The sequence below is a fragment of the Cupriavidus sp. GW823-FHT06D04 genome (assembly GCF_058795055.1).
Map to the genome: position 1 here is coordinate 1 of NZ_JBXAHL010000039.1, position 17,717 is coordinate 17,717.

Sequence of the window (17,717 nt, forward strand, 5' to 3'; positions counted from 1 at the left end):
GGCAAGTTAACAGCTCGACACCTTGTTTACAACCCCTGCAAAGAAAAATGCCGTTCAGACTTAACTGAACGGCATTAGGGCCATCGCCCCCTCTTCTGATGCCTTCAGGTCCGCGCGCGCGTCAGGACATCGCGTAGCACATCAGCGCACCCACTCCCATCAGGAACACGAACAGCACACCGGCCAGCGCCAGCGGCTTGCGTCCGGCGCGCACCAGGTCGCCGATGCGGGTGTGCAGGCCGATCGCCAGCATCGCGCAGGCCAGCAGCCAGTTGTCCAGCGCGATCAGCGGCGCCTTCCAGGCGGTGGGCACGGTGCCGGCCGAGTTGACCGCCATCACTGCGACAAACCCCACCGCGAACCACGGCACCGACTTCAGGATGCCACGCAGGCGGCTGCCGCCGGCAGTGCCTTGCTCCGCTTGCGCACCGCCCTGCGGCCACAGCGCCATCACCAGCAGCAGCGGACCCAACGCCAGCACGCGCACCATCTTGGCCACCACGGCAGCGTCGGCGGTCGGCTCGCTGATCATCTTGCCGGCGGCGATCACCTGGGCCACCTCGTGCAGCGTCGCGCCGGTGAAAATACCGAACATGCGCTCGCTGACGGCCCAGTGCCAGTGGCCGGTCGCCAGTTCGTACAGATAGGGATAAAGCAGCATGCCGACGGTGCCGAACAGCACCACCGTCGCCACCGCCACGGCGGTCTGCTTGTCGTCGGTGCGCACCACCGACGATACGGCGATGGCCGCGGCGGCACCGCAGATGGCGCTGCCGGAGCTGACCAGGATCGCTTCGCGGCGGCTCAGGCCGAAGAACCTCGTACCCACCCAGGTGCCGAACAGTAGCGTGGCCACCAGCATGGTCAGCGGCACCACGATGCCCGGCAGGCCGAGCGCGACGATCGAGGCAAAGGTCAGGCGCAGTCCGTACAGCGCCACACCCAGGCGCAGCAGGTAGTGGCGTGCGACCTGCATTCCGGGCGCCAGCGGTGCCAGCCAGTGGCGCGGCAGCGTATTGGCCGCAACCATGCCGGCACACATGGCCAGCGTCAGCGCGCTGAGACCATAGCGCGCCACGGCCGGATGCTCGGCCAGCGCAATCGCCAGCCAGGCAATGCCGCCCAGCGGGACCAGCGTCAGCAGGCGCTGCGACCACGGCGGCGGCAAGGCCGGCGCGGCGGCCGGGGTGGTGCGGGGGGCGGAGACGGAGGACATGGCAGGCTCGGGTCGTGTTCTTTAGTGACTCAAGCGTACTGGCGCCCAGCTAACCCGTAAAACGGGTAATATCGTTATGTGTTATTGATTATATCGATATGAACCACCGCCCCGACCCCCGGCCTGAACACCGCCCCCTGCGCCTGACGCTGCGCCAGCTGTCCGTCTTCGTCGCCGTGGCCCAGCATGGCAGCACCATGGCGGCGGCGCAGGCACTTGCGATGTCGCAGTCGGCTGTCAGCGCCTCGCTGGCCGAGCTGGAGCGCGCGCTCGACAGCCCGCTGTTTGACCGCGTGGCCCGCCGGCTCAGCATCAACGAGACCGGCCGCCAGTTTTTCCCGCGCGCGCTGTCGCTGCTGGACCAGGCCCAGGAATTGGAGCGCTTTGCCACCCAGACCGGCGTGCAGTTGCGCATCGCGGCCAGCAATACCATTGGCAGCTACATCCTGCCGCCGCTGCTGGCGGGCTTTCGCCATTCGCGCAGCGGACCGTGCACGCTGGATCTGCGCATCGGCAATACCCGCGAAGTGCTGCAATCGTTGCTGCAGTTCGACGCCGATATCGGCCTGGTCGAAGGCGCCAGCCATGAGCGCGACCTGCGCAGCGTGCGCTGGTGCGATGACGAGATGGTGGTGGTGGTCGGCCCCTCGCATCCGCTTGCGGCCGTGCCGCATGACCTGGTGGCGCTGCGCGATGCCGAGTGGATCGTACGCGAGCCCGGCTCGGGCACGCGCGAGGTCATCGAGGAACGGCTGATGCCGCTGCTGGGCGAACTGCGCTTCGCGCTGGAACTGGGCAACGCCGAAGCCATCAAGCGCGCCGTGATGAGCGGCTTCGGCGTCAGCTGCCTGTCGCTGCATGTGGTGCGCGATGAGCTGGAACGCGGCACGCTGGTGGCGATCCGCGATGGCCTGCCACGCATCGTGCGGCCGCTGCAGCTGGTGGTGCACCAGGACAAGTTCCCGACCCAGGGGCTGCTGGCCTTTACCGAATACCTGCGCACCATGGCGCCGAGGATCGGCGGCTGAGCCGCACCCGGGCTCCGGTCAGGCCGGCTGCGGATCCGCGCTGCGATTGCGCCGCGCCGTGTACAGGTCGAGCAGGTGGAACAGCACCGGATTGAGCATGATCGACAGCAGCGCCCCGGCCAGGATCAGCGCCTGGCCGCGCTCGGGCAGGATCTTCAGGTAGACGCCGAGGCTGGCGAGAATGAACGAGAACTCGCCGATCTGCGCCAGGCTCACGGCAATGGTCATGCCGGTCTGCCCGGAATGCCCGAAGGCACGCACGATGGCCAGCGCCGCCAGCGACTTGCCCACCACGATGATAAACACCGTCGCCAGCACGCCCCACGGGTCGTTGACCAGCACCATCGGGTCGAACAGCATGCCCACGGATACGAAGAAAAGCACGGCGAAGGCATCGCGCAGCGGCAGCGACTCTTCGGCCGCACGATGGCTGAACTCGGACTCCGCCAGCACCATGCCGGCAAAGAACGCGCCCAGCGCGAACGAGACGCCAAAGAGCGCATAGGCGCCGTAGGCCACGCCCAGCGCCGTCGCCAGCACGCCCAGGCGGAACATCTCGCGGTTGCCGGTCCAGACGATGCGCTCCAGCATCCACGGGATAAAGCGCCGGCCGATCACCAGCATCACCGCGACGAAGGCAGCCACCTTGCCCAGCGTCGCGAAGATCGCGAACACCACCTCGCCGGTAGCAGGCGCGGCCTCGCCCGATGTTTCGCCGGCCCCCGCCAGCAGACCTGCCATGGCCGGCAGCAGCACCAGGGCCAGCACCATCGCCAGGTCTTCCACGATCAGCCAGCCGACCGCGATGCGGCCCTGCGGCGACTCCACCAGGTCGCGCTCCTGCAGGGCCTTGAGCAGCACCACGGTGCTGGCCACCGACAGCGCCAGCCCGTACACCAGCCCCTGCCCCCAAGACCAGCCGAAGCCCCAGGCCACCAGCATGCCCATCAGCGTGGCGATGCCAATCTGCACCACCGCCCCCGGAATGGCGATGCGCTTGACCGCCATCAGGTCCTTGATCGAAAAGTGCAGTCCCACGCCGAACATCAGCAGGATCACGCCAAGCTCGGCCAACTCCGGCGCCAGGGCCTGGTCGGCGGTATAGCCGGGCGTATGCGGTCCGACCACGATGCCCGCGCACAGGTAGCCGATCAGCGGCGGCAGGCGCAGCCGGCTGGCGATGGCGCCAAGGATAAAGGCCAGGACGATACCGCCGACGATGGTACTGATAAGCGGGGTGGCGTGATGCATGCGTGCGGGATTCCTCGTGTCAGGGGCTGAACGGCTAACCCGCTCCCTGCCCTGGCAACCGCGACAGCGCATCCGGCGCGCACCAGCGGTCAGCGCGGGAAAGTCGCCGCAACAATCGGCAGCAGCATCGGAACGGGGAAGAACGGGAAGTGCCGCAGCGGCCCCGGACACGCCAGCGGCGCGTCACGGATCGGGGATGGCGATTGACATGCGGCCCCGCTATCCATCACGCGGAGCCCCCCGAAAAGCGTACGACAGGAGTAATGTAACATGCCCGCCACGTGCCCGAGGCGCGGAGATGGCGGACGATCCGGTGCCTGCTTGCCTGAACGCGAGGTGAGAACTGGCCCGGAAAACAAAAACGGCGCCGCGAGGCGCCGTTCTGCATGCAACTGGAGGCGGAGGTCGGAATCGAACCGGCGTACACGGCTTTGCAGGCCGCTGCATAACCACTCTGCCACCCCGCCAGGTGACGTGCTGCTGGATTGTATCCGCATTCAGCCGATGCTGCCGGAGCCCAGCTTCCGGCAATGTCTTGCGGCGATTCAACCCAAACAAAAAGGGAAGCGGTGCTTCCCTTTGGGGATTGGAGCGGGAGACGAGTCTCGAACTCGCGACCTCAACCTTGGCAAGGTTGCGCTCTACCAACTGAGCTACTCCCGCATACAACTTTTTACTGCCAGCCCCGCATCGTGCGAGGCACGCTGCCGGACCTTCTTTAACCTGGAGCGGGAGACGAGTCTCGAACTCGCGACCTCAACCTTGGCAAGGTTGCGCTCTACCAACTGAGCTACTCCCGCAGGGGCACTACCAAAATCCAACTAAGGTGTTTTATGCTGCAACACGCTGTTATCTCACAACATCTTGCGTTAAACCAACCCTATCTCGCTGCTTTCGTTTGCGTCGTCAGCAACGAGAATGAGATTATGCAAAGAACTGCTCTCGTCGTCAACACCTTTTCAAAAATTCTTTTCACTTTTGCGCGCCGGCGCGCGCCACCATCCCGCTGCGCTCGCGGATCTGCGGCCAGGCAAGCTTCATGTAATAGAACATCGACCACAGCGTCAGCACTGCCGCCACGTAGATCATCCACGTGCCGAGCAGGTGAGCATCGAAGCCGAGCAGGCGGTCGCTGTACAGCAGCAGCGGGATCGCCACCATCTGCACCGTGGTCTTGAGCTTGCCGAGGAAGTTCACCGCGACGCTCTTGGAAGCGCCGATCTGCGCCATCCATTCACGCAGCGCCGAAATGGTGATCTCGCGCCCGATGATCACCAGCGCGATCAGGTCCGTGACCCGGCCCAGCGCCAGCAGCGAAAGCAGCGCCGCCGTCACCATCAGCTTGTCGGCGACCGGGTCCAGGAAGGCGCCGAACGACGAGGTCTGGTTCCAGCGCCGCGCAAGGAACCCGTCCAGCCAGTCCGTGACCGCGGCAATGATGAAAAACGACGCCGCCGTCAGGTTCTTGGCATGCATCGGCAGCCACGCGTCGGGCAGGTAGAACACGCCTACCACCAGTGGAATCATGGCGACACGAAGCCAGGTCAGCAGGATCGGGAAATTGAAGGGCATGGAACTCGGGCGGCGGGGGACGGTAACCAATCTTGCGATTGTCGCCGATTTCCGGACCAATCGACCATCATTGGCCAATTTCCCACCCCGCACCGCCCCGCGGCCCCGCGCGCTCAGTGCAACTGCCGGTAGATCTCTTCGGCCAGGCCGCGTGAAATGCCCTCGACGCTGGCCAGCTCATCGATGCTGGCGGCCATCACGCCGCGCAGCCCGCCAAAGCGGGTCAGCAGCTTCTGGCGCCGGCGCGCGCCGATGCCCTCGATCTCTTCCAGGCGCGAGGTGGTGCGCGTCTTGGCGCGGCGCGCGCGCATGCCGGTGATGGCAAAGCGGTGCGCCTCGTCGCGGATCTGCGCCACCAGCATCAGCGCGGCGCTGCCCTGCCCCAGCTCCAGCGAGGGACGGCCATCGGCGAACACCAGCGTCTCCAGGCCGACCTTGCGGCCCTCGCCCTTGGCCACGCCGACCAGCAGCCCGATATCCAGCCCAAGCTCTTCGAACACCTGCCGCGCCACCTCGACCTGGCCCTTGCCGCCGTCGATCAGCACGATCTGCGGCACCTGCGCCGCGGCTTCGCTGCCGGCCTCCATGCCGCCGTCTTCCTGGATCTGCTCGACCAGCTTCTGGTAGCGCCGCGTCAGCACCTGGCGCATGGCCGCGTAGTCATCGCCCGGGATGATGTCCTGAATGTTGTAGCGGCGGTATTCGCTGTTCTGCATGTCGTGGTGGTGGTACACCACGCACGACGCCTGGGTGGCCTCGCCGGCGGTATGGCTGATGTCGAAGCACTCCGCGCGCAGCAGCGCCAGGTCTTCCAGATCCAGCCCGATGGTTTCGGCCAGCGCGCGCGTGCGCGCCTCCTGGCTGCCCTGCTCGGCCAGCCGGCGCGACAGCGCCAGCGCCGCGCCCTGCTGCGCCATCTCCAGCCAGACCTTGCGCTGGCCCTGCGGCTGGCGCACCAGCGTGACCTTGCGCCCGGCGTGCAGCGTCAGCGCCTCGAGCACCGTGGCATCGTCCGGCGCATGGCTGACGACGATGATGGGCGGCGCCGGCTGCTCCAGGTAGTGCTGCACCATGAAGGCCGACAGCACCCGCGTGGCGATGCGGTCGACGGTCAGCGGCAGCGCGGCTGCGGCGCTGTCCGCCCCATCCTCGCGCTCCTCGGCGCGTTCATCGGCATCCTCGACGATCATCGCCGCTTCGTCGGCATGGGCCGGGAAGTAGGCCTTGTCGCCCAGATGGCGGCTGCCGCGCACCATGGCCAGGTTGACGCAGGCACGCCCGCCCTCCACCGCCACGGCCAGCACGTCGATATCGCGCGCCTGCCCGCCCACTTCTTCCACCGCCTGGCGCTTGAGCACGGTCGACAGCGCCGCGATCTGGTCGCGCACGGCCGCGGCCTGCTCGAATTCCAGCCGCTCGGCGTGCTGTTCCATCTTGCCCTGCAGGCCCTCCAGCACCTCGGTCTGGCGGCCTTGCAGGAAGCGCGCCGCGTTGGCGACGTCGCGCGCATAGTCTTCTTCGCTGATGGCGTTGACGCACGGCCCGGTGCAGCGGTGGATCTGGTGCAGCAGGCACGGCCGCGTGCGGTTGTTGAAGACGGTGTCCTCGCAGGTGCGCAACTGGAACACCTTCTGCAGGATCTGCATGCTCTCGCGCACCGCATAGGCGCTCGGGAACGGCCCGAAGTACTGGTGCTTGCGGTCGGTGGCGCCGCGGTAGTACGCCATGCGTGGGAAGCGGTGCCCGGTCAGCTTCAGGAACGGGTACGACTTGTCGTCGCGGAACAGGATGTTGTAGCGCGGCGCCAGCGCCTTGATCAGGTTGTTCTCGAGCAGCAGCGCCTCGGCCTCGGTGCGCACCACCGTGGTATCGATGCGGGCAATGCGCGCCACCATCATCGCAATGCGCGGCGACAACTGGGTCTTGTTGAAATAGCTCGATACCCGCTTCTTCAGGTCGCGCGCCTTGCCCACGTACAGAACATTGCCGGCAGCATCGAAATAGCGGTACACGCCCGGCAGGCCGGGCAGGCGGGAAATGACCGGGCGCGGATCGAACGGCTCCGGCGGCGCTTCAACAGACGCCTCGGCAGTCACCTCGGCTGGCTGGGCGGCCGGCGTTTCGGGCGGCATTTCGGCCGGAACTTCGTCGGCGGGTTTCGGGGAATCGGGTTGCTGGTCGGACATTGGGGACGGTGACCGCTACACGGCCTGCGCGCATCAAAACGGCATGGCCTCTAAAATCGCAAGTTTAGAGCAATTCAGCGCGCGCCCCGCCCGCGCGCCCCTCACCTGTCATGCCTATCCGCTCCTGGGACATCTTCTGCACCGTAATCGACAACTTCGGCGACATCGGCGTCTGCTGGCGGCTGGCCCGCCAGCTGGCAGAGCATGGGCACGCGGTGCGGCTGTGGGTCGATGACCTGGCCAGCTTCGCGCGGCTGGCGCCGGAACTCGATACCGGCGCCACCGTGCAGCGCCTGGCGGGCGTGGAGATTCGTCCGTGGCGGCCGGGTGGCGATAGCGACGTGGATGACACCGCCGGGGTCGAGCCACACGATGCCGTCATCGAAGCCTTCGCCTGCGATGTGCCGCAAGCCTTCCTGGCCCGCATGGCCGCGCGTGACCCCAAACCCGCCTGGATCAACCTGGAATACCTGAGCGCCGAGCCGTGGGTACGGGAGCACCATGCGATGCCCTCGCCCCATCCGCGGCTGCCGCTGGTGAAGCATTTCTTCTTCCCCGGCTTCGAGCCGGGCACCGGCGGCCTGCTGCGGGAATCGATGCTGGGCGCGCAGCGCGCAGCCTTCCTCAGCGGCACGGCCGCCCAGGCGGCCTTGTGGCACCGGCTGAGCGTGACACCCCGGCCCGATGCGCTGCGCGTGAGCCTGTTTGCCTACCGCAACCCGGCCCTGCCCGTGCTGCTGGAGCAATGGCGCGATGCCGCCGAGGCGGTCCATTGCCTCGTGCCCGCAGGCCTGGCCGCGGACCAGGTCGCCGAATGGCTGGGCACCCCGCTGCGGATTGGCGATCCGGTGCAACGCGGCAGCCTGTGCGTGCAGCTGATCCCTTTCGTACGCCAGGAGCACTTTGACGAACTGCTGTGGGCCTGCGACCTGAACTTCGTGCGCGGCGAGGATTCCTTCGTGCGCGCGCAGTGGGCGACACAGCCGCTGGTGTGGCATATCTACCCGCAGGACGATGCCGCGCACCGGACGAAGCTCGATGCCTGGCTCGACCTGTTTCGCCAGAGCGGCGTGGCGCCGGAAGCGGCCAGCGCGCTGACGGAGTTCTGGCACGCCTGGAACGGTTTTGGCGTTCCCCTCGACTGGCCGCGCCTGCGTGCGCACCTGCCGGCACTTGCTGCAATCGCACCGCGCTGGGAGCGGCGCATGCAGCATCCCGGCGATCTTGCCGCCAACCTGGTGGCCTTTTGCGAAAATCAGGTAAAATGATCGGTTGATTCAAATGGCGACCGGGCCGGAGAACCAGGGCCTTTCCCAGGCGTCAGACTGACACTGGGCGAAGACCTGAATGCAAGCTGAGCACGGGGTCGCGAGCGCGTGAACGCCTCTCGTTGGGGCTCACAGGCTCACCGCAGGTGATGCCGGCAGCGCGCCTTCGCCATTCCAAATTCCTACTTTCTATTTCAGGAAAACAGTTCAGATGAAAATCGCACAGGAACTCCGCGTCGGTAACGTGTTCATGATCGGCGGCGATCCGATGGTCGTGCAGAAGGCCGAATACAACAAGTCGGGCCGCAACGCCGCTGTGGTCAAGATGAAGTACAAGAACCTGCTGACGGACGCACCGGGCGAGTCGGTGTTCAAGGCCGACGACAAGTTCGAAGTCGTGGTGCTCGAGCGCCGCGAATGCACCTACTCGTACTTCGCTGACCCGATGTACGTGTTCATGGACGCCGACTACAACCAGTACGAAGTCGAGAAGGACAGCATGGGCGACTCGCTGAACTACCTCGAAGACGGCATGAATGTTGAAGTGGTGTTCTACAACGACAAGGCCATCTCGGTTGAAATGCCGACCACGCTGGTCCGCGAAATCGTCTACACCGAGCCGGCCGTCAAGGGCGACACCTCGTCGGGCAAGGTGCTCAAGGGCGCCAAGATCAACACCGGCTTCGAGCTGCAAGTGCCGCTGTTCTGCAACATCGGCGACAAGATCGAAATCGACACCCGCACCGGCGAATACCGTAGCCGCGCCAACTAAGGCGCTCGCTTCGCCCCGCTTCAGCGCGGGGCCGGTCAACAAAAATGGCAGCCTCGGCTGCCATTTTTGTTTCTGCACGCAGCCCCGTTCAGGCGATCAGGTCGTGCTCTTTCAGCGTGCGCAGCGCGGCGCGGTACTCGCCTTCCTGGTGCAGCTTGTTCCAGTCCAGTGGCTTCCTGCGCGCGAACAGCTTGCGGATGCGGCGCTGCGAGGTCTTGTCGATGCCCACGTCCAGCTCGCTAAGCAACTGGTCGGCGCGCTCCGGATGGTTGCAGATCAGCACCATGTCGCAGCCCGCGGTCAGCGCGGCGCGCGCGGCCTCGGTGACATTGCCGGCGACGCTGGCGCCTTCCATGCTGAGGTCGTCGCTGAAGATCACGCCCTCGAAGCCCAGCTGGGCGCGCAGCACATCCTGCAGCCAGTAGCGCGAGAAGCCGGCCGGGTTCGGGTCGACCTTGGGGTAGATCACGTGCGCGGGCATCACCGAAGACAGCGACAGGCCCAGCCATTCATACGGGCGCGCATCCTGCTCCAGGATCTCGTCCAGCGAGCGCTCGTCGACCGGGATCGCCACGTGCGAATCGGCCTCGACATAGCCGTGGCCGGGGAAGTGCTTGCCGCAGTTGCTCATGCCGGCCAGCAGCAGGCCGTGGTTCAGGTGGCCGGCCAGCATCGACACCACGCGCGGATCGGCGTGGAAGGCGCGGTCGCCGATCACGGCGCTGCGGCCGTAGTCCAGGTCCAGCACCGGGGTGAAGCTCAGGTCGATGTCACAGGCGCGCAGCTCGGCGGCCAGCACGTAGCCGCAGGCCACGGCGGCCTTGGTCGCGGCCAGCACGTCGCGCTCCCACAGCCCGCCCAGGCGGTGCATCGCCGGCAGGTGGGTGAAGCCGTCGGTCTTGCAGCGCTGCACGCGCCCGCCTTCATGGTCGATGCAGATCAGCACGTCGTCGCGCACTGCTCGGATCGCGCGCGTCAGCGCCAGCAGTTGCGCGCGCGACTCGAAATTGCGCGCGAACAGGATCACGCCGCCGGTCAGCGGATGCGCGATGCGGCGCGCATCCTCCGCGTCGAGCTGCTTGCCGACGACGTCGAGGACCACCGGGCCCGGCCGCTTGCCGGAGTTCTTCTTGGACATGGAAGTTGTTGGATTCACAAGGCTGTAGGTTAGGAAGCCGCCCCGCCCGCACGCTCGGCAATGGCGAAGGCGACGGCAAAGTCGTGCTCGTCACTGACACTGACCCGCACGGTGAGCCCGCGTTCCGCCAGCCATGCGGCCAGCTCGCCATGGCACACCGCCGTGGGCTCGCCGGACGGCAGGTTCATCAGCTCCATCGCGCGCCACGTCATCGGCCAGCGCATGCCCAGGCCGATGGCCTTGGAGAACGCCTCCTTGGCAGCGAAGCGCGTGGACAGGAAAGCCAGCCCGCGCTTTTCGGAACGCGCCTTGCGGGCGTGGTACTTGGCCAGCTCATCGGGGCCCAGCACCTTCTCCGCGAAACGGCCGTTGGTGCGTTCCATCACGCCCTGCACGCGGGCGATCTGGATGATGTCGGTGCCGACGCCGTAGATCACGCCGGGGCGCCCGCGGCAGGGTAGCGCGTGCCCAGGCGCGCGGCGACCATGATGGCCTTCATCTCGCGCACCGCGTTCTCCCAGCCCGCGAACACCGCATGCGCCACGATCGCGTGGCCGATGTTCAGTTCCTTGATGCCGGGCAGCGCGGCAATCGGCTGCACATTGGTGTAGTGCAGGCCATGGCCGGCGTTGACCACCAGGCCGTGCTTCTGGCCGGCATCGACGCCATCGGCGATGCGGCGGAACTCGAGCGCCTGCTCATCGGGCGTATGCGCATCGGCATAGCGGCCGGTATGCAGCTCGATCACCGGCGCGCCGCACGCGGCCGCGGCGGCGATCTGGTCGGCATCGGCATCGATGAACAGCGACACGCGGATGCCGGCGCCGGCCAGCTGCGCGCACGCCGCCTTGACCTGCTCGAAACGCCCGGCCACATCCAGCCCGCCCTCGGTGGTCACTTCCTCGCGGCGCTCCGGCACCAGGCACACGTCCTGCGGACGGATTTCACAGGCGATGTCGAGCATCTCCTGCGTGATCGCGCATTCCAGGTTCATGCGCGTGGCCAGTTGCGGGCGCAGCGCGCGCACGTCGGCATCGCGGATATGGCGGCGGTCTTCGCGCAGGTGCAGCGTGATCAGGTCGGCGCCGGCCTGTTCCGCCAGCAGCGCGGCGCGGATGGGATCGGGGTACACGGTGCCGCGCGCGTTGCGCAGCGTGGCGACGTGGTCAATATTGACGCCAAGGTCGATGACGCCCGGATTTGCGTGGAAGATCATGCGAGCAGGTGCAGGAGTAAGTCGGAGGGTTCTTGAGTCGGTCAGAGATACTGCAGGTCGATCAGTATCTGGCGCGTCTTCAGTGGCGCGCCTTGCAGATAATAATGCAGCAGGAACCGCATCAGCGCGCGGCTTTGCGCGGCGGTCTGCGCGCGGCTGTAATCGTCCTGCGCCATGTCCAGCAGCGTCTGGCCAGTGACCACCGGCCACGACGACGGGTCGCTCGGCTGCGCGCGGCGCACGCCGCGCTCTGGCTGGTAGACATAGTCCAGGCCTGGCTGGACCCGCTCGCCGGTGCTCAGGCACTGGTCGAAGGCCACCGCGAAGCCGGTTTCCTGCAGCAGCACGCGTTCAAAGCTGCGCAGCACCAGCCCGGCTTGCTCGCCGTGCGCCAGCCGCGTCAGCGTCGTCAGGTAGTGGCGGAACAAGGCCGGATGCGCGTCCTCGCGCGGGCAGAAGCGCATCAGCAGCTCGTTCAGGTAGAACGCCGACAGCAGCGCGTCGCCGTCCAGCGGCGGCATGCCGCCGACCCACTCGGCCTTGGTCAGGGTCTTGACCTCGCCGCGGCCGCTCCATGACACCGAGACCGGGTGGAAATGCTGCAGCACCGCGCGTAGCGCGGAGTGCGGGCGCTTTGCGCCCTTGGCCACCATCGAGATGCGGCCGTAGTCGCGCGTGAACAGGTCCAGGATCAGGCTGGTCTCGCGATACGGCCAGGCGTGCAGCACAAAGCCGGGCTGCTCGGCCACGCGCGACTCGGGCCGCGCCGGCACGATGCGCATGGCGCGGTCCATCATCGCGCGCGCGGCCGCGTCGGCCATGCCCGGCAGCGCCTTGCTGTCGAGCAGTTCGGCGGCCTCGTCGACCACGGGGTCGGCGCGGCGGGACCGTGGCGCCGGCGCCGGCGCGCGCGCGATGTCAGCCGTCTTGCTCACTGGTCGCTCGCCGTTATGCTCACTCGTAGCCGTACGCGCGCAGCCCAGCTTCGTTGTCGGCCCAGCCGCTCTTCACCTTGATCCACATTTCCAGGTAGACCTTGCCGTCGAACAGCTTTTCCATGTCCAGGCGCGCCTCGGTGGAGATCTGCTTGAGCTTGGCGCCCTTGTTGCCGATGATCATGGCCTTGTGCGCGTCGCGCTCGACCAGGATGGTGGCAAAGACGCGGCGCAGGCGGCCCTCGGTCTCGAACTTGTCGATGATCACCGTGCTGGTGTACGGCAGCTCGTCGCCGGTCCAGCGGAACACCTTCTCGCGGATGATCTCCGAGGCCAGGAAGCGCTCGCTGCGGTCCGTCATGGCGTCGGCGTCATACATCGGCTCGCCTTCCGGCAGGTAGGGCCGGATGATCGCGAACAGGCGCGCGATATGGTCGTGGGTCTTGGCCGTCATCGGCACCACTTCGCGGAACGGGAACTGCTGCCCCATCTTTTCCAGGAAGGGCATCATCACTTCCGAGCGGTTCTCGCCGTTGACGCGGTCCAGCTTGTTGGCGATCAGCAGCACCGGCGTGCTCTTCGGCAACAGCGACAGCACCTTTTCGTCGTCGGCGCCGTAGTAGCCGGCCTCGACCACGAACAGGACCAGGTCCACCGACGACAGCGTGGACGTAACCGCGCGGTTCAGCGAACGGTTCAGCGCGCTGGCGTGGCGGGTCTGGAAGCCCGGCGTGTCGACGAACACATACTGCGCGTCATCCGTGGTCTGGATGCCGACGATGCGGTGCCGCGTGGTCTGCGCCTTGCGCGAGGTGATGCTGATCTTCTGGCCGACCAGCGCGTTCATCAGCGTGGACTTGCCCACGTTGGGGCGGCCGACGATGGCCACGGTGCCGCAGCGGAACGCCGCGGCCGGGGTATCCGCCGCGTCTTGCTGCGGATGGGTAGATTCGGTCATTCCTTCAACCTGAGAGACAGCTGTGGGTCTTGCGGCACGGGTTGCTTGCGGGTCTTGCCGGTGCGCTCGGCGCGGCTGCGCTTGAGCAACTGCGGCACCAGCTTCTGGACTTCGTCCAGCGCCAGCTTGGCGGCGGCCTGCTCGGCGGCGCGCCGCGAGGCGCCGGTGCCGAACACCCGGACTTCCAGTTTAGGCACCGTGCACTCGACTTCAAACTGCTGGCTGTGCGCGGCCCCGTGTGTGGCGATTACGTTATATTGCGGCAGGGCGATCTTATGGCCCTGCAGGTATTCCTGCAGCAGGGTCTTGGCGTCCTTGCCGAGCGTGCGCGGATCGACCTGCTCCAGGATCGGGATATAGAGCTTGCGGATCAGCGCCCGGGCGGCATCGAAGCCGGCGTCCAGGAACACCGCGCCGACGATGGCTTCCAGCGCATCGGCCAGGATCGACGGGCGGCGAAAGCCCCCGCTCTTGAGTTCGCCCTCGCCCAGGCGCAGGGTATCGGACAACTGCAGCATCTGGGCGATCTCGTACAGCGCCTGCTGCTTGACCAGGTTGGCCCGCACGCGCGACAGGTCACCCTCGTCGAGCTTGCCGAACATGCCATAGAGCATGTCCGCCACGGCGCAGTTGAGCACCGAATCGCCCAGGAATTCAAGGCGTTCGTTGTGCTGGGCGCTGTGGCTGCGGTGCGTCAGCGCCTGTTGCAGCAATTCGGGCTTGCTGAATCGGTAGCCGAGTCGTTGCTGCAAGGCGTCAAGGTTCATATCAGTGCTGCGTTCCTGAATAGGTAATCAGTAGGCTCAGGGGTCCATAGACGGGCACCTCGGTCCGGTACGAGAAATCGACCGACTGGATGGTGCCGTTCTCGTCTTCCCGGATCAGGAGGTCCTCGGCCTTGACTGCGGTAATCCGGTCGATGACTGCCTGTTTCTCAAAAAAATCGACCACTTCGCGCTTGTTGGTGGCGCGCTGCTTGGCATAGCTGGCCGCGCGCTTGACCGAAAAATACTCCACCAGACTCGGGATCGCGCGCAGGGCCGGCAAGGCCACCCCGATCACGAACACCACGATCACCAGCAGCGTCCAGACGGAAAACCCGCCCATGCCTGCCCGGCGTCGTACCGGATTCCTGCCCCCCACCTTCCCAAATTGACCCATGATGCGCTTGTCCTCGTTTTGCGTTGAGTGTTCTTGCGCCGCGGGGATTCTTATTTGAACGTTCCCACGCGTCCGAAATTGCCCAGGTTCATCCAGATCACAAAGGCCTTGCCGACGATATTCTCGTCCGGCACGAACCCCCAGTAACGGGAATCCAGGCTGTTGTCCCGGTTGTCACCCATGACGAAATAGTGACCCGCAGGTACCTTGCAGGTCACGCCCTGCTGATTGTAAGTGCAGTTTTCCCGGTACGGGAAATCCGGGTCCGCCCCCGCGATAAACGACGGGCGGTCGGCGTCGTTCAGGATGCCATGATCGACGCTGCCTGGCAGCTTTTCGCGGAAATGCTTGGAATACGCCAGGCGCTCCTCGTCCAGGAAATCCGGCAGCGCAGTGTACTCGGCCGGCTTGCCGTTGATGGTCAGGCGCTTGTTGGCATACTGCACCACGTCGCCCGGCACGCCGATCACGCGCTTGATGTAGTCGAGCGACGGGTCCTTCGGGTAGCGGAACACCATCACGTCGCCGCGCTGCGGCTCGCCCATGTCCACGACCTTCTTGTTCACCACCGGCAGGCGGATGCCGTACTCGTACTTGTTGACCAGGATGAAGTCGCCGATCAGCAGCGTCGGGATCATCGAGCCGGACGGGATCTTGAACGGCTCGACCACGAACGAGCGCAGCACGAACACCGCCAGGATCACCGGGAAGAAACTGGCCGAATACTCCAGCCACCACGGCTGGCGCAGCTTTTCCTCGGCCAGGCGCTTGCGCGTGGCGTCAGCTTCCGCCGCGCCGAAGCGGCCCTGCAGGTCGGCCTGGCGCGAATCGAACTCGGCCAGCGCCAGCCGCGCCGAAGAGCGGCGCTGCCGCTCGAACACGAGCTTGTCCGCAACCCACGCGACGCCCGTAATCACCACCAGCACAAAAAGGATCAGTGCAAAATTCATGACGGCTTCTGGTTTTTTGAAATCCTGGTACAGTCTGTTCTTTCACCACGGCGGCAAGCCGCCGCGCGTGGCACTGCCCTGCTCGCTGCGCCTTCTTACTTGTCGTCCACCTGCAGGATGGCCAGGAAAGCCTCCTGCGGGATCTCGACCGTACCGACCTGCTTCATCCGCTTCTTGCCGGCCTTCTGCTTTTCCAGCAGCTTCTTCTTGCGCGTGATGTCCCCGCCGTAGCACTTGGCCAGCACGTTCTTGCGCAGCGCCTTGACGTTTTCGCGCGCAATGATATTCGCGCCGATGGCGGCCTGAATCGCCACGTCGTACATCTGGCGCGGAATGATCTCGCGCATCTTGGCCGCGACCTCGCGGCCACGGTATTGCGAGTTCGAACGGTGCACGATCACCGACAGCGCATCGACCTTGTCGCTGTTGATCAGGATGTCGACCTTGACGACGTCCGACGGGCGATATTCCTTGAACTCGTAATCCATCGACGCATAGCCGCGCGACACCGACTTCAGGCGATCGAAGAAGTCCATCACGATTTCCGCCATCGGGATCTCGTAGGTCAGCTGCACCTGCTTGCCGTGGTAGCTCATGTTGATTTGCGAACCGCGCTTCTGCGTGCACAGCGTAATCACCGAGCCGACATATTCCTGCGGCATATACAGATTGACGGTGACGATCGGCTCCAGGATCGCCTCGATCTTGCTCGGGTCCGGCATCTTCGCCGGATTTTCCACGGTGATCACGGTGCCGTCGCGCATCTCGACCTGGTACACCACCGTCGGCGCGGTGGTGATCAGGTCCATGTCGAACTCACGCTCCAGGCGCTCCTGCACGATCTCCATGTGCAGCAGGCCGAGGAAGCCGCAGCGGAAGCCGAAGCCCAGCGCCTGCGACACTTCCGGCTCGAACATCAGCGAGGCATCGTTGAGCCGCAGCTTTTCCAGCGACTCGCGCAGCGCCTCGTACTGGTTGGCCTCGACCGGGTACAGGCCGGCGAACACCTGCGGCTTGACTTCCTTGAATCCCGGCAGCGGCGCCTCGGCCTTGCGCTGCATGGTGGTGATGGTGTCGCCCACCTTGGCCGCCTTCAGCTCCTTGATGCCGGCGATGACGAAGCCGACCTCGCCCGCCGTCAGCGCATCGCGGGGGATCGACTTCGGCGTAAACACGCCCACCTGTTCGACCAGGTGCTGTGAGCCGTTGGCCATCAGCAGTACCTTGTCTTTGGGACGCAGGGTGCCGTTGACCACGCGCACCAGCATCACCACGCCAACGTAGTTGTCGAACCACGAGTCGATGATCAGCGCCTGCAGCGGCGCGTCGGCGTCGCCCTTGGGCGGCGGCACCTTGGCGATCAGCGCCTCGATCACGTCCTGCACGCCCTGCCCGGTCTTGGCCGAGCACGGCGTGGCGTCCTGCGCATCGATGCCGATCACGTCCTCGATCTCCTGGATCGCGTTATCGGGATCGGCCTGCGGCAGGTCGATCTTGTTGAGCACCGGCACCACTTCCACGCCCAGCTCGATTGCGGTGTAGCAGTTGGCCACGGTCTGCGCCTCAACGCCCTGCGAGGCGTCGACCACCAGCAGCGCGCCTTCGCAGGCGGACAGCGAGCGGCTCACTTCATAACTGAAGTCGACGTGTCCCGGGGTGTCGATCAGGTTCAGGTTGTAGACCTGGCCGTCGCGCGCCTTGTAGCTGAGCGCAGCGGTCTGCGCCTTGATGGTGATGCCGCGCTCCTTTTCGATATCCATCGAATCGAGGACCTGCGCTTCCATCTCCCGATCCGACAGCCCTCCACAAAGCTGAATGATCCGGTCGGCCAGGGTGGACTTCCCATGGTCGATATGGGCAATGATCGAGAAATTACGGATATGGTCCATCTAGTGTTCAGGGGGCGCCGGCGTGAGAGCCCGCGCGGCAACAAGCGGTTGAGCGGCCCGGCGCCGCGCGCCGCAAGGCGTGCGCGGGCGTACCGCAGGTTCGGGGGGTGCAATTTTTGCGCCAATCTGCAATTTTACCGGATTTTCAATGACTTCCGGGTCGTCAAATGGCGGCGT

16 protein-coding genes and 3 tRNA genes are annotated in these 17,717 nt (G+C 65.8%); 3 read left to right on the plus strand and 16 right to left on the minus strand.

The window, feature by feature from the left end; translation table 11 throughout:
- Window positions 1-121 precede the first annotated feature (121 nt).
- Entirely contained in the window at window positions 122-1,216 is a 1,095-nt protein-coding gene (locus AC1Q7H_RS32295; RefSeq protein WP_013957349.1) for a YeiH family protein, read from the minus strand.
- 98 nt (window positions 1,217-1,314) lie between these two features.
- On the opposite strand from AC1Q7H_RS32295, the gene AC1Q7H_RS32300 reads away from it, so the two are divergent.
- Window positions 1,315-2,244, plus strand: coding sequence for a LysR family transcriptional regulator (locus AC1Q7H_RS32300; protein WP_211979957.1), 930 nt, complete (start codon window positions 1,315-1,317; stop codon window positions 2,242-2,244).
- An 18-nt stretch (window positions 2,245-2,262) separates the two neighbouring features.
- Here AC1Q7H_RS32300 and AC1Q7H_RS32305 read toward each other — a convergent pair whose 3' ends face one another.
- The 6 genes from AC1Q7H_RS32305 to uvrC form a co-directional block, all read right to left on the minus strand.
- On the minus strand, window positions 2,263-3,495 hold the full coding sequence (locus AC1Q7H_RS32305) for a cation:proton antiporter domain-containing protein (protein ID WP_013957351.1): 1,233 nt from the start codon (window positions 3,493-3,495) through the stop codon (window positions 2,263-2,265).
- A 393-nt stretch (window positions 3,496-3,888) separates the two neighbouring features.
- Window positions 3,889-3,962, minus strand: a tRNA-Cys gene (locus tag AC1Q7H_RS32310).
- A 120-nt stretch (window positions 3,963-4,082) separates the two neighbouring features.
- Window positions 4,083-4,158: transfer RNA gene (locus AC1Q7H_RS32315), tRNA-Gly, on the minus strand.
- A gap of 61 nt (window positions 4,159-4,219) precedes the next feature.
- Window positions 4,220-4,295 (minus strand) — tRNA-Gly (locus tag AC1Q7H_RS32320).
- 172 nt (window positions 4,296-4,467) lie between these two features.
- On the minus strand, window positions 4,468-5,067 hold the full coding sequence (gene pgsA / locus AC1Q7H_RS32325) for a CDP-diacylglycerol--glycerol-3-phosphate 3-phosphatidyltransferase (RefSeq protein ID WP_013957352.1): 600 nt from the start codon (window positions 5,065-5,067) through the stop codon (window positions 4,468-4,470).
- Window positions 5,068-5,180: 113 nt separating this feature from the next.
- The gene (gene uvrC / locus AC1Q7H_RS32330; protein ID WP_371827373.1) at window positions 5,181-7,253 is read right to left on the minus strand and encodes an excinuclease ABC subunit UvrC; all 2,073 of its coding nucleotides are present in this window, start codon (window positions 7,251-7,253) and stop codon (window positions 5,181-5,183) included.
- 110 nt (window positions 7,254-7,363) lie between these two features.
- Here uvrC and earP point away from each other — a divergent pair, with 110 nt between their 5' ends.
- Both earP and efp read left to right on the plus strand, forming a co-directional pair.
- Window positions 7,364-8,521, plus strand: coding sequence for an elongation factor P maturation arginine rhamnosyltransferase EarP (gene earP / locus AC1Q7H_RS32335; protein WP_492382143.1), 1,158 nt, complete (start codon window positions 7,364-7,366; stop codon window positions 8,519-8,521).
- Window positions 8,522-8,732: 211 nt separating this feature from the next.
- Complete coding sequence (efp, locus tag AC1Q7H_RS32340; protein ID WP_010814696.1) at window positions 8,733-9,293, plus strand: elongation factor P; 561 nt, start codon at window positions 8,733-8,735, stop codon at window positions 9,291-9,293.
- Window positions 9,294-9,381: 88 nt separating this feature from the next.
- On the opposite strand, the gene nagZ is transcribed toward efp, so the two are convergent.
- The 9 genes from nagZ to lepA all read right to left on the minus strand — a co-directional run bounded on the left by nagZ (window position 9,382) and on the right by lepA (window position 17,540).
- The gene (gene nagZ / locus AC1Q7H_RS32345; RefSeq protein ID WP_153954744.1) at window positions 9,382-10,431 is read right to left on the minus strand and encodes a beta-N-acetylhexosaminidase; all 1,050 of its coding nucleotides are present in this window, start codon (window positions 10,429-10,431) and stop codon (window positions 9,382-9,384) included.
- A gap of 29 nt (window positions 10,432-10,460) precedes the next feature.
- Window positions 10,461-10,868: a holo-ACP synthase gene (gene acpS, locus AC1Q7H_RS32350; protein ID WP_013957357.1), complete on the minus strand. Its 408-nt coding sequence runs from the start codon at window positions 10,866-10,868 to the stop codon at window positions 10,461-10,463.
- Window positions 10,865-11,647 carry a pyridoxine 5'-phosphate synthase gene (gene pdxJ, locus AC1Q7H_RS32355; RefSeq protein ID WP_153954743.1) on the minus strand — a complete coding sequence of 261 codons (783 nt, stop codon included), beginning with the start codon at window positions 11,645-11,647 and terminating at the stop codon, window positions 10,865-10,867. The genes acpS and pdxJ overlap by 4 nt, the downstream gene beginning before the upstream one ends.
- Window positions 11,648-11,688: 41 nt before the next feature.
- Window positions 11,689-12,582 carry a DNA repair protein RecO gene (gene recO / locus AC1Q7H_RS32360; RefSeq protein ID WP_013957359.1) on the minus strand — a complete coding sequence of 298 codons (894 nt, stop codon included), beginning with the start codon at window positions 12,580-12,582 and terminating at the stop codon, window positions 11,689-11,691.
- A gap of 19 nt (window positions 12,583-12,601) precedes the next feature.
- Window positions 12,602-13,540, minus strand: coding sequence for a GTPase Era (era, locus tag AC1Q7H_RS32365; protein WP_211979959.1), 939 nt, complete (start codon window positions 13,538-13,540; stop codon window positions 12,602-12,604).
- Window positions 13,537-14,307, minus strand: coding sequence for a ribonuclease III (rnc, locus tag AC1Q7H_RS32370; protein ID WP_010814690.1), 771 nt, complete (start codon window positions 14,305-14,307; stop codon window positions 13,537-13,539). Before rnc ends, era begins: the two co-directional genes overlap by 4 nt.
- A gap of 1 nt (window position 14,308) precedes the next feature.
- The gene (locus tag AC1Q7H_RS32375; protein ID WP_013957361.1) at window positions 14,309-14,701 is read right to left on the minus strand and encodes a DUF4845 domain-containing protein; all 393 of its coding nucleotides are present in this window, start codon (window positions 14,699-14,701) and stop codon (window positions 14,309-14,311) included.
- A 50-nt stretch (window positions 14,702-14,751) separates the two neighbouring features.
- Window positions 14,752-15,651 carry a signal peptidase I gene (gene lepB, locus AC1Q7H_RS32380; protein WP_013957362.1) on the minus strand — a complete coding sequence of 300 codons (900 nt, stop codon included), beginning with the start codon at window positions 15,649-15,651 and terminating at the stop codon, window positions 14,752-14,754.
- A 95-nt stretch (window positions 15,652-15,746) separates the two neighbouring features.
- Entirely contained in the window at window positions 15,747-17,540 is a 1,794-nt protein-coding gene (lepA, locus tag AC1Q7H_RS32385; protein WP_013957363.1) for a translation elongation factor 4, read from the minus strand.
- Between the last annotated feature and the right edge of the window lie 177 nt (window positions 17,541-17,717).

Excerpts from the sequence above, each read along its gene's own strand:
- AC1Q7H_RS32295 (WP_013957349.1), bottom strand. The coding sequence starts at position 1,216 with ATGTCCTCCGTCTCCGCCCCCCGCACCACCCCGGCCGCCGCGCCGGCC.
- AC1Q7H_RS32375 (WP_013957361.1), bottom strand. The coding sequence starts at position 14,701 with ATGGGTCAATTTGGGAAGGTGGGGGGCAGGAATCCGGTACGACGCCGG.
- pgsA (WP_013957352.1), bottom strand. The coding sequence starts at position 5,067 with ATGCCCTTCAATTTCCCGATCCTGCTGACCTGGCTTCGTGTCGCCATG.
- lepB (WP_013957362.1), bottom strand. The coding sequence starts at position 15,651 with ATGAATTTTGCACTGATCCTTTTTGTGCTGGTGGTGATTACGGGCGTC.
- earP (WP_492382143.1), top strand. The coding sequence starts at position 7,364 with ATGCCTATCCGCTCCTGGGACATCTTCTGCACCGTAATCGACAACTTC.
- AC1Q7H_RS32305 (WP_013957351.1), bottom strand. The coding sequence starts at position 3,495 with ATGCATCACGCCACCCCGCTTATCAGTACCATCGTCGGCGGTATCGTC.
- AC1Q7H_RS32300 (WP_211979957.1), top strand. The coding sequence starts at position 1,315 with ATGAACCACCGCCCCGACCCCCGGCCTGAACACCGCCCCCTGCGCCTG.
- uvrC (WP_371827373.1), bottom strand. The coding sequence starts at position 7,253 with ATGTCCGACCAGCAACCCGATTCCCCGAAACCCGCCGACGAAGTTCCG.
- nagZ (WP_153954744.1), bottom strand. The coding sequence starts at position 10,431 with ATGTCCAAGAAGAACTCCGGCAAGCGGCCGGGCCCGGTGGTCCTCGAC.
- lepA (WP_013957363.1), bottom strand. The coding sequence starts at position 17,540 with ATGGACCATATCCGTAATTTCTCGATCATTGCCCATATCGACCATGGG.
- pdxJ (WP_153954743.1), bottom strand. The coding sequence starts at position 11,647 with ATGATCTTCCACGCAAATCCGGGCGTCATCGACCTTGGCGTCAATATT.
- era (WP_211979959.1), bottom strand. The coding sequence starts at position 13,540 with ATGACCGAATCTACCCATCCGCAGCAAGACGCGGCGGATACCCCGGCC.
- rnc (WP_010814690.1), bottom strand. The coding sequence starts at position 14,307 with ATGAACCTTGACGCCTTGCAGCAACGACTCGGCTACCGATTCAGCAAG.
- efp (WP_010814696.1), top strand. The coding sequence starts at position 8,733 with ATGAAAATCGCACAGGAACTCCGCGTCGGTAACGTGTTCATGATCGGC.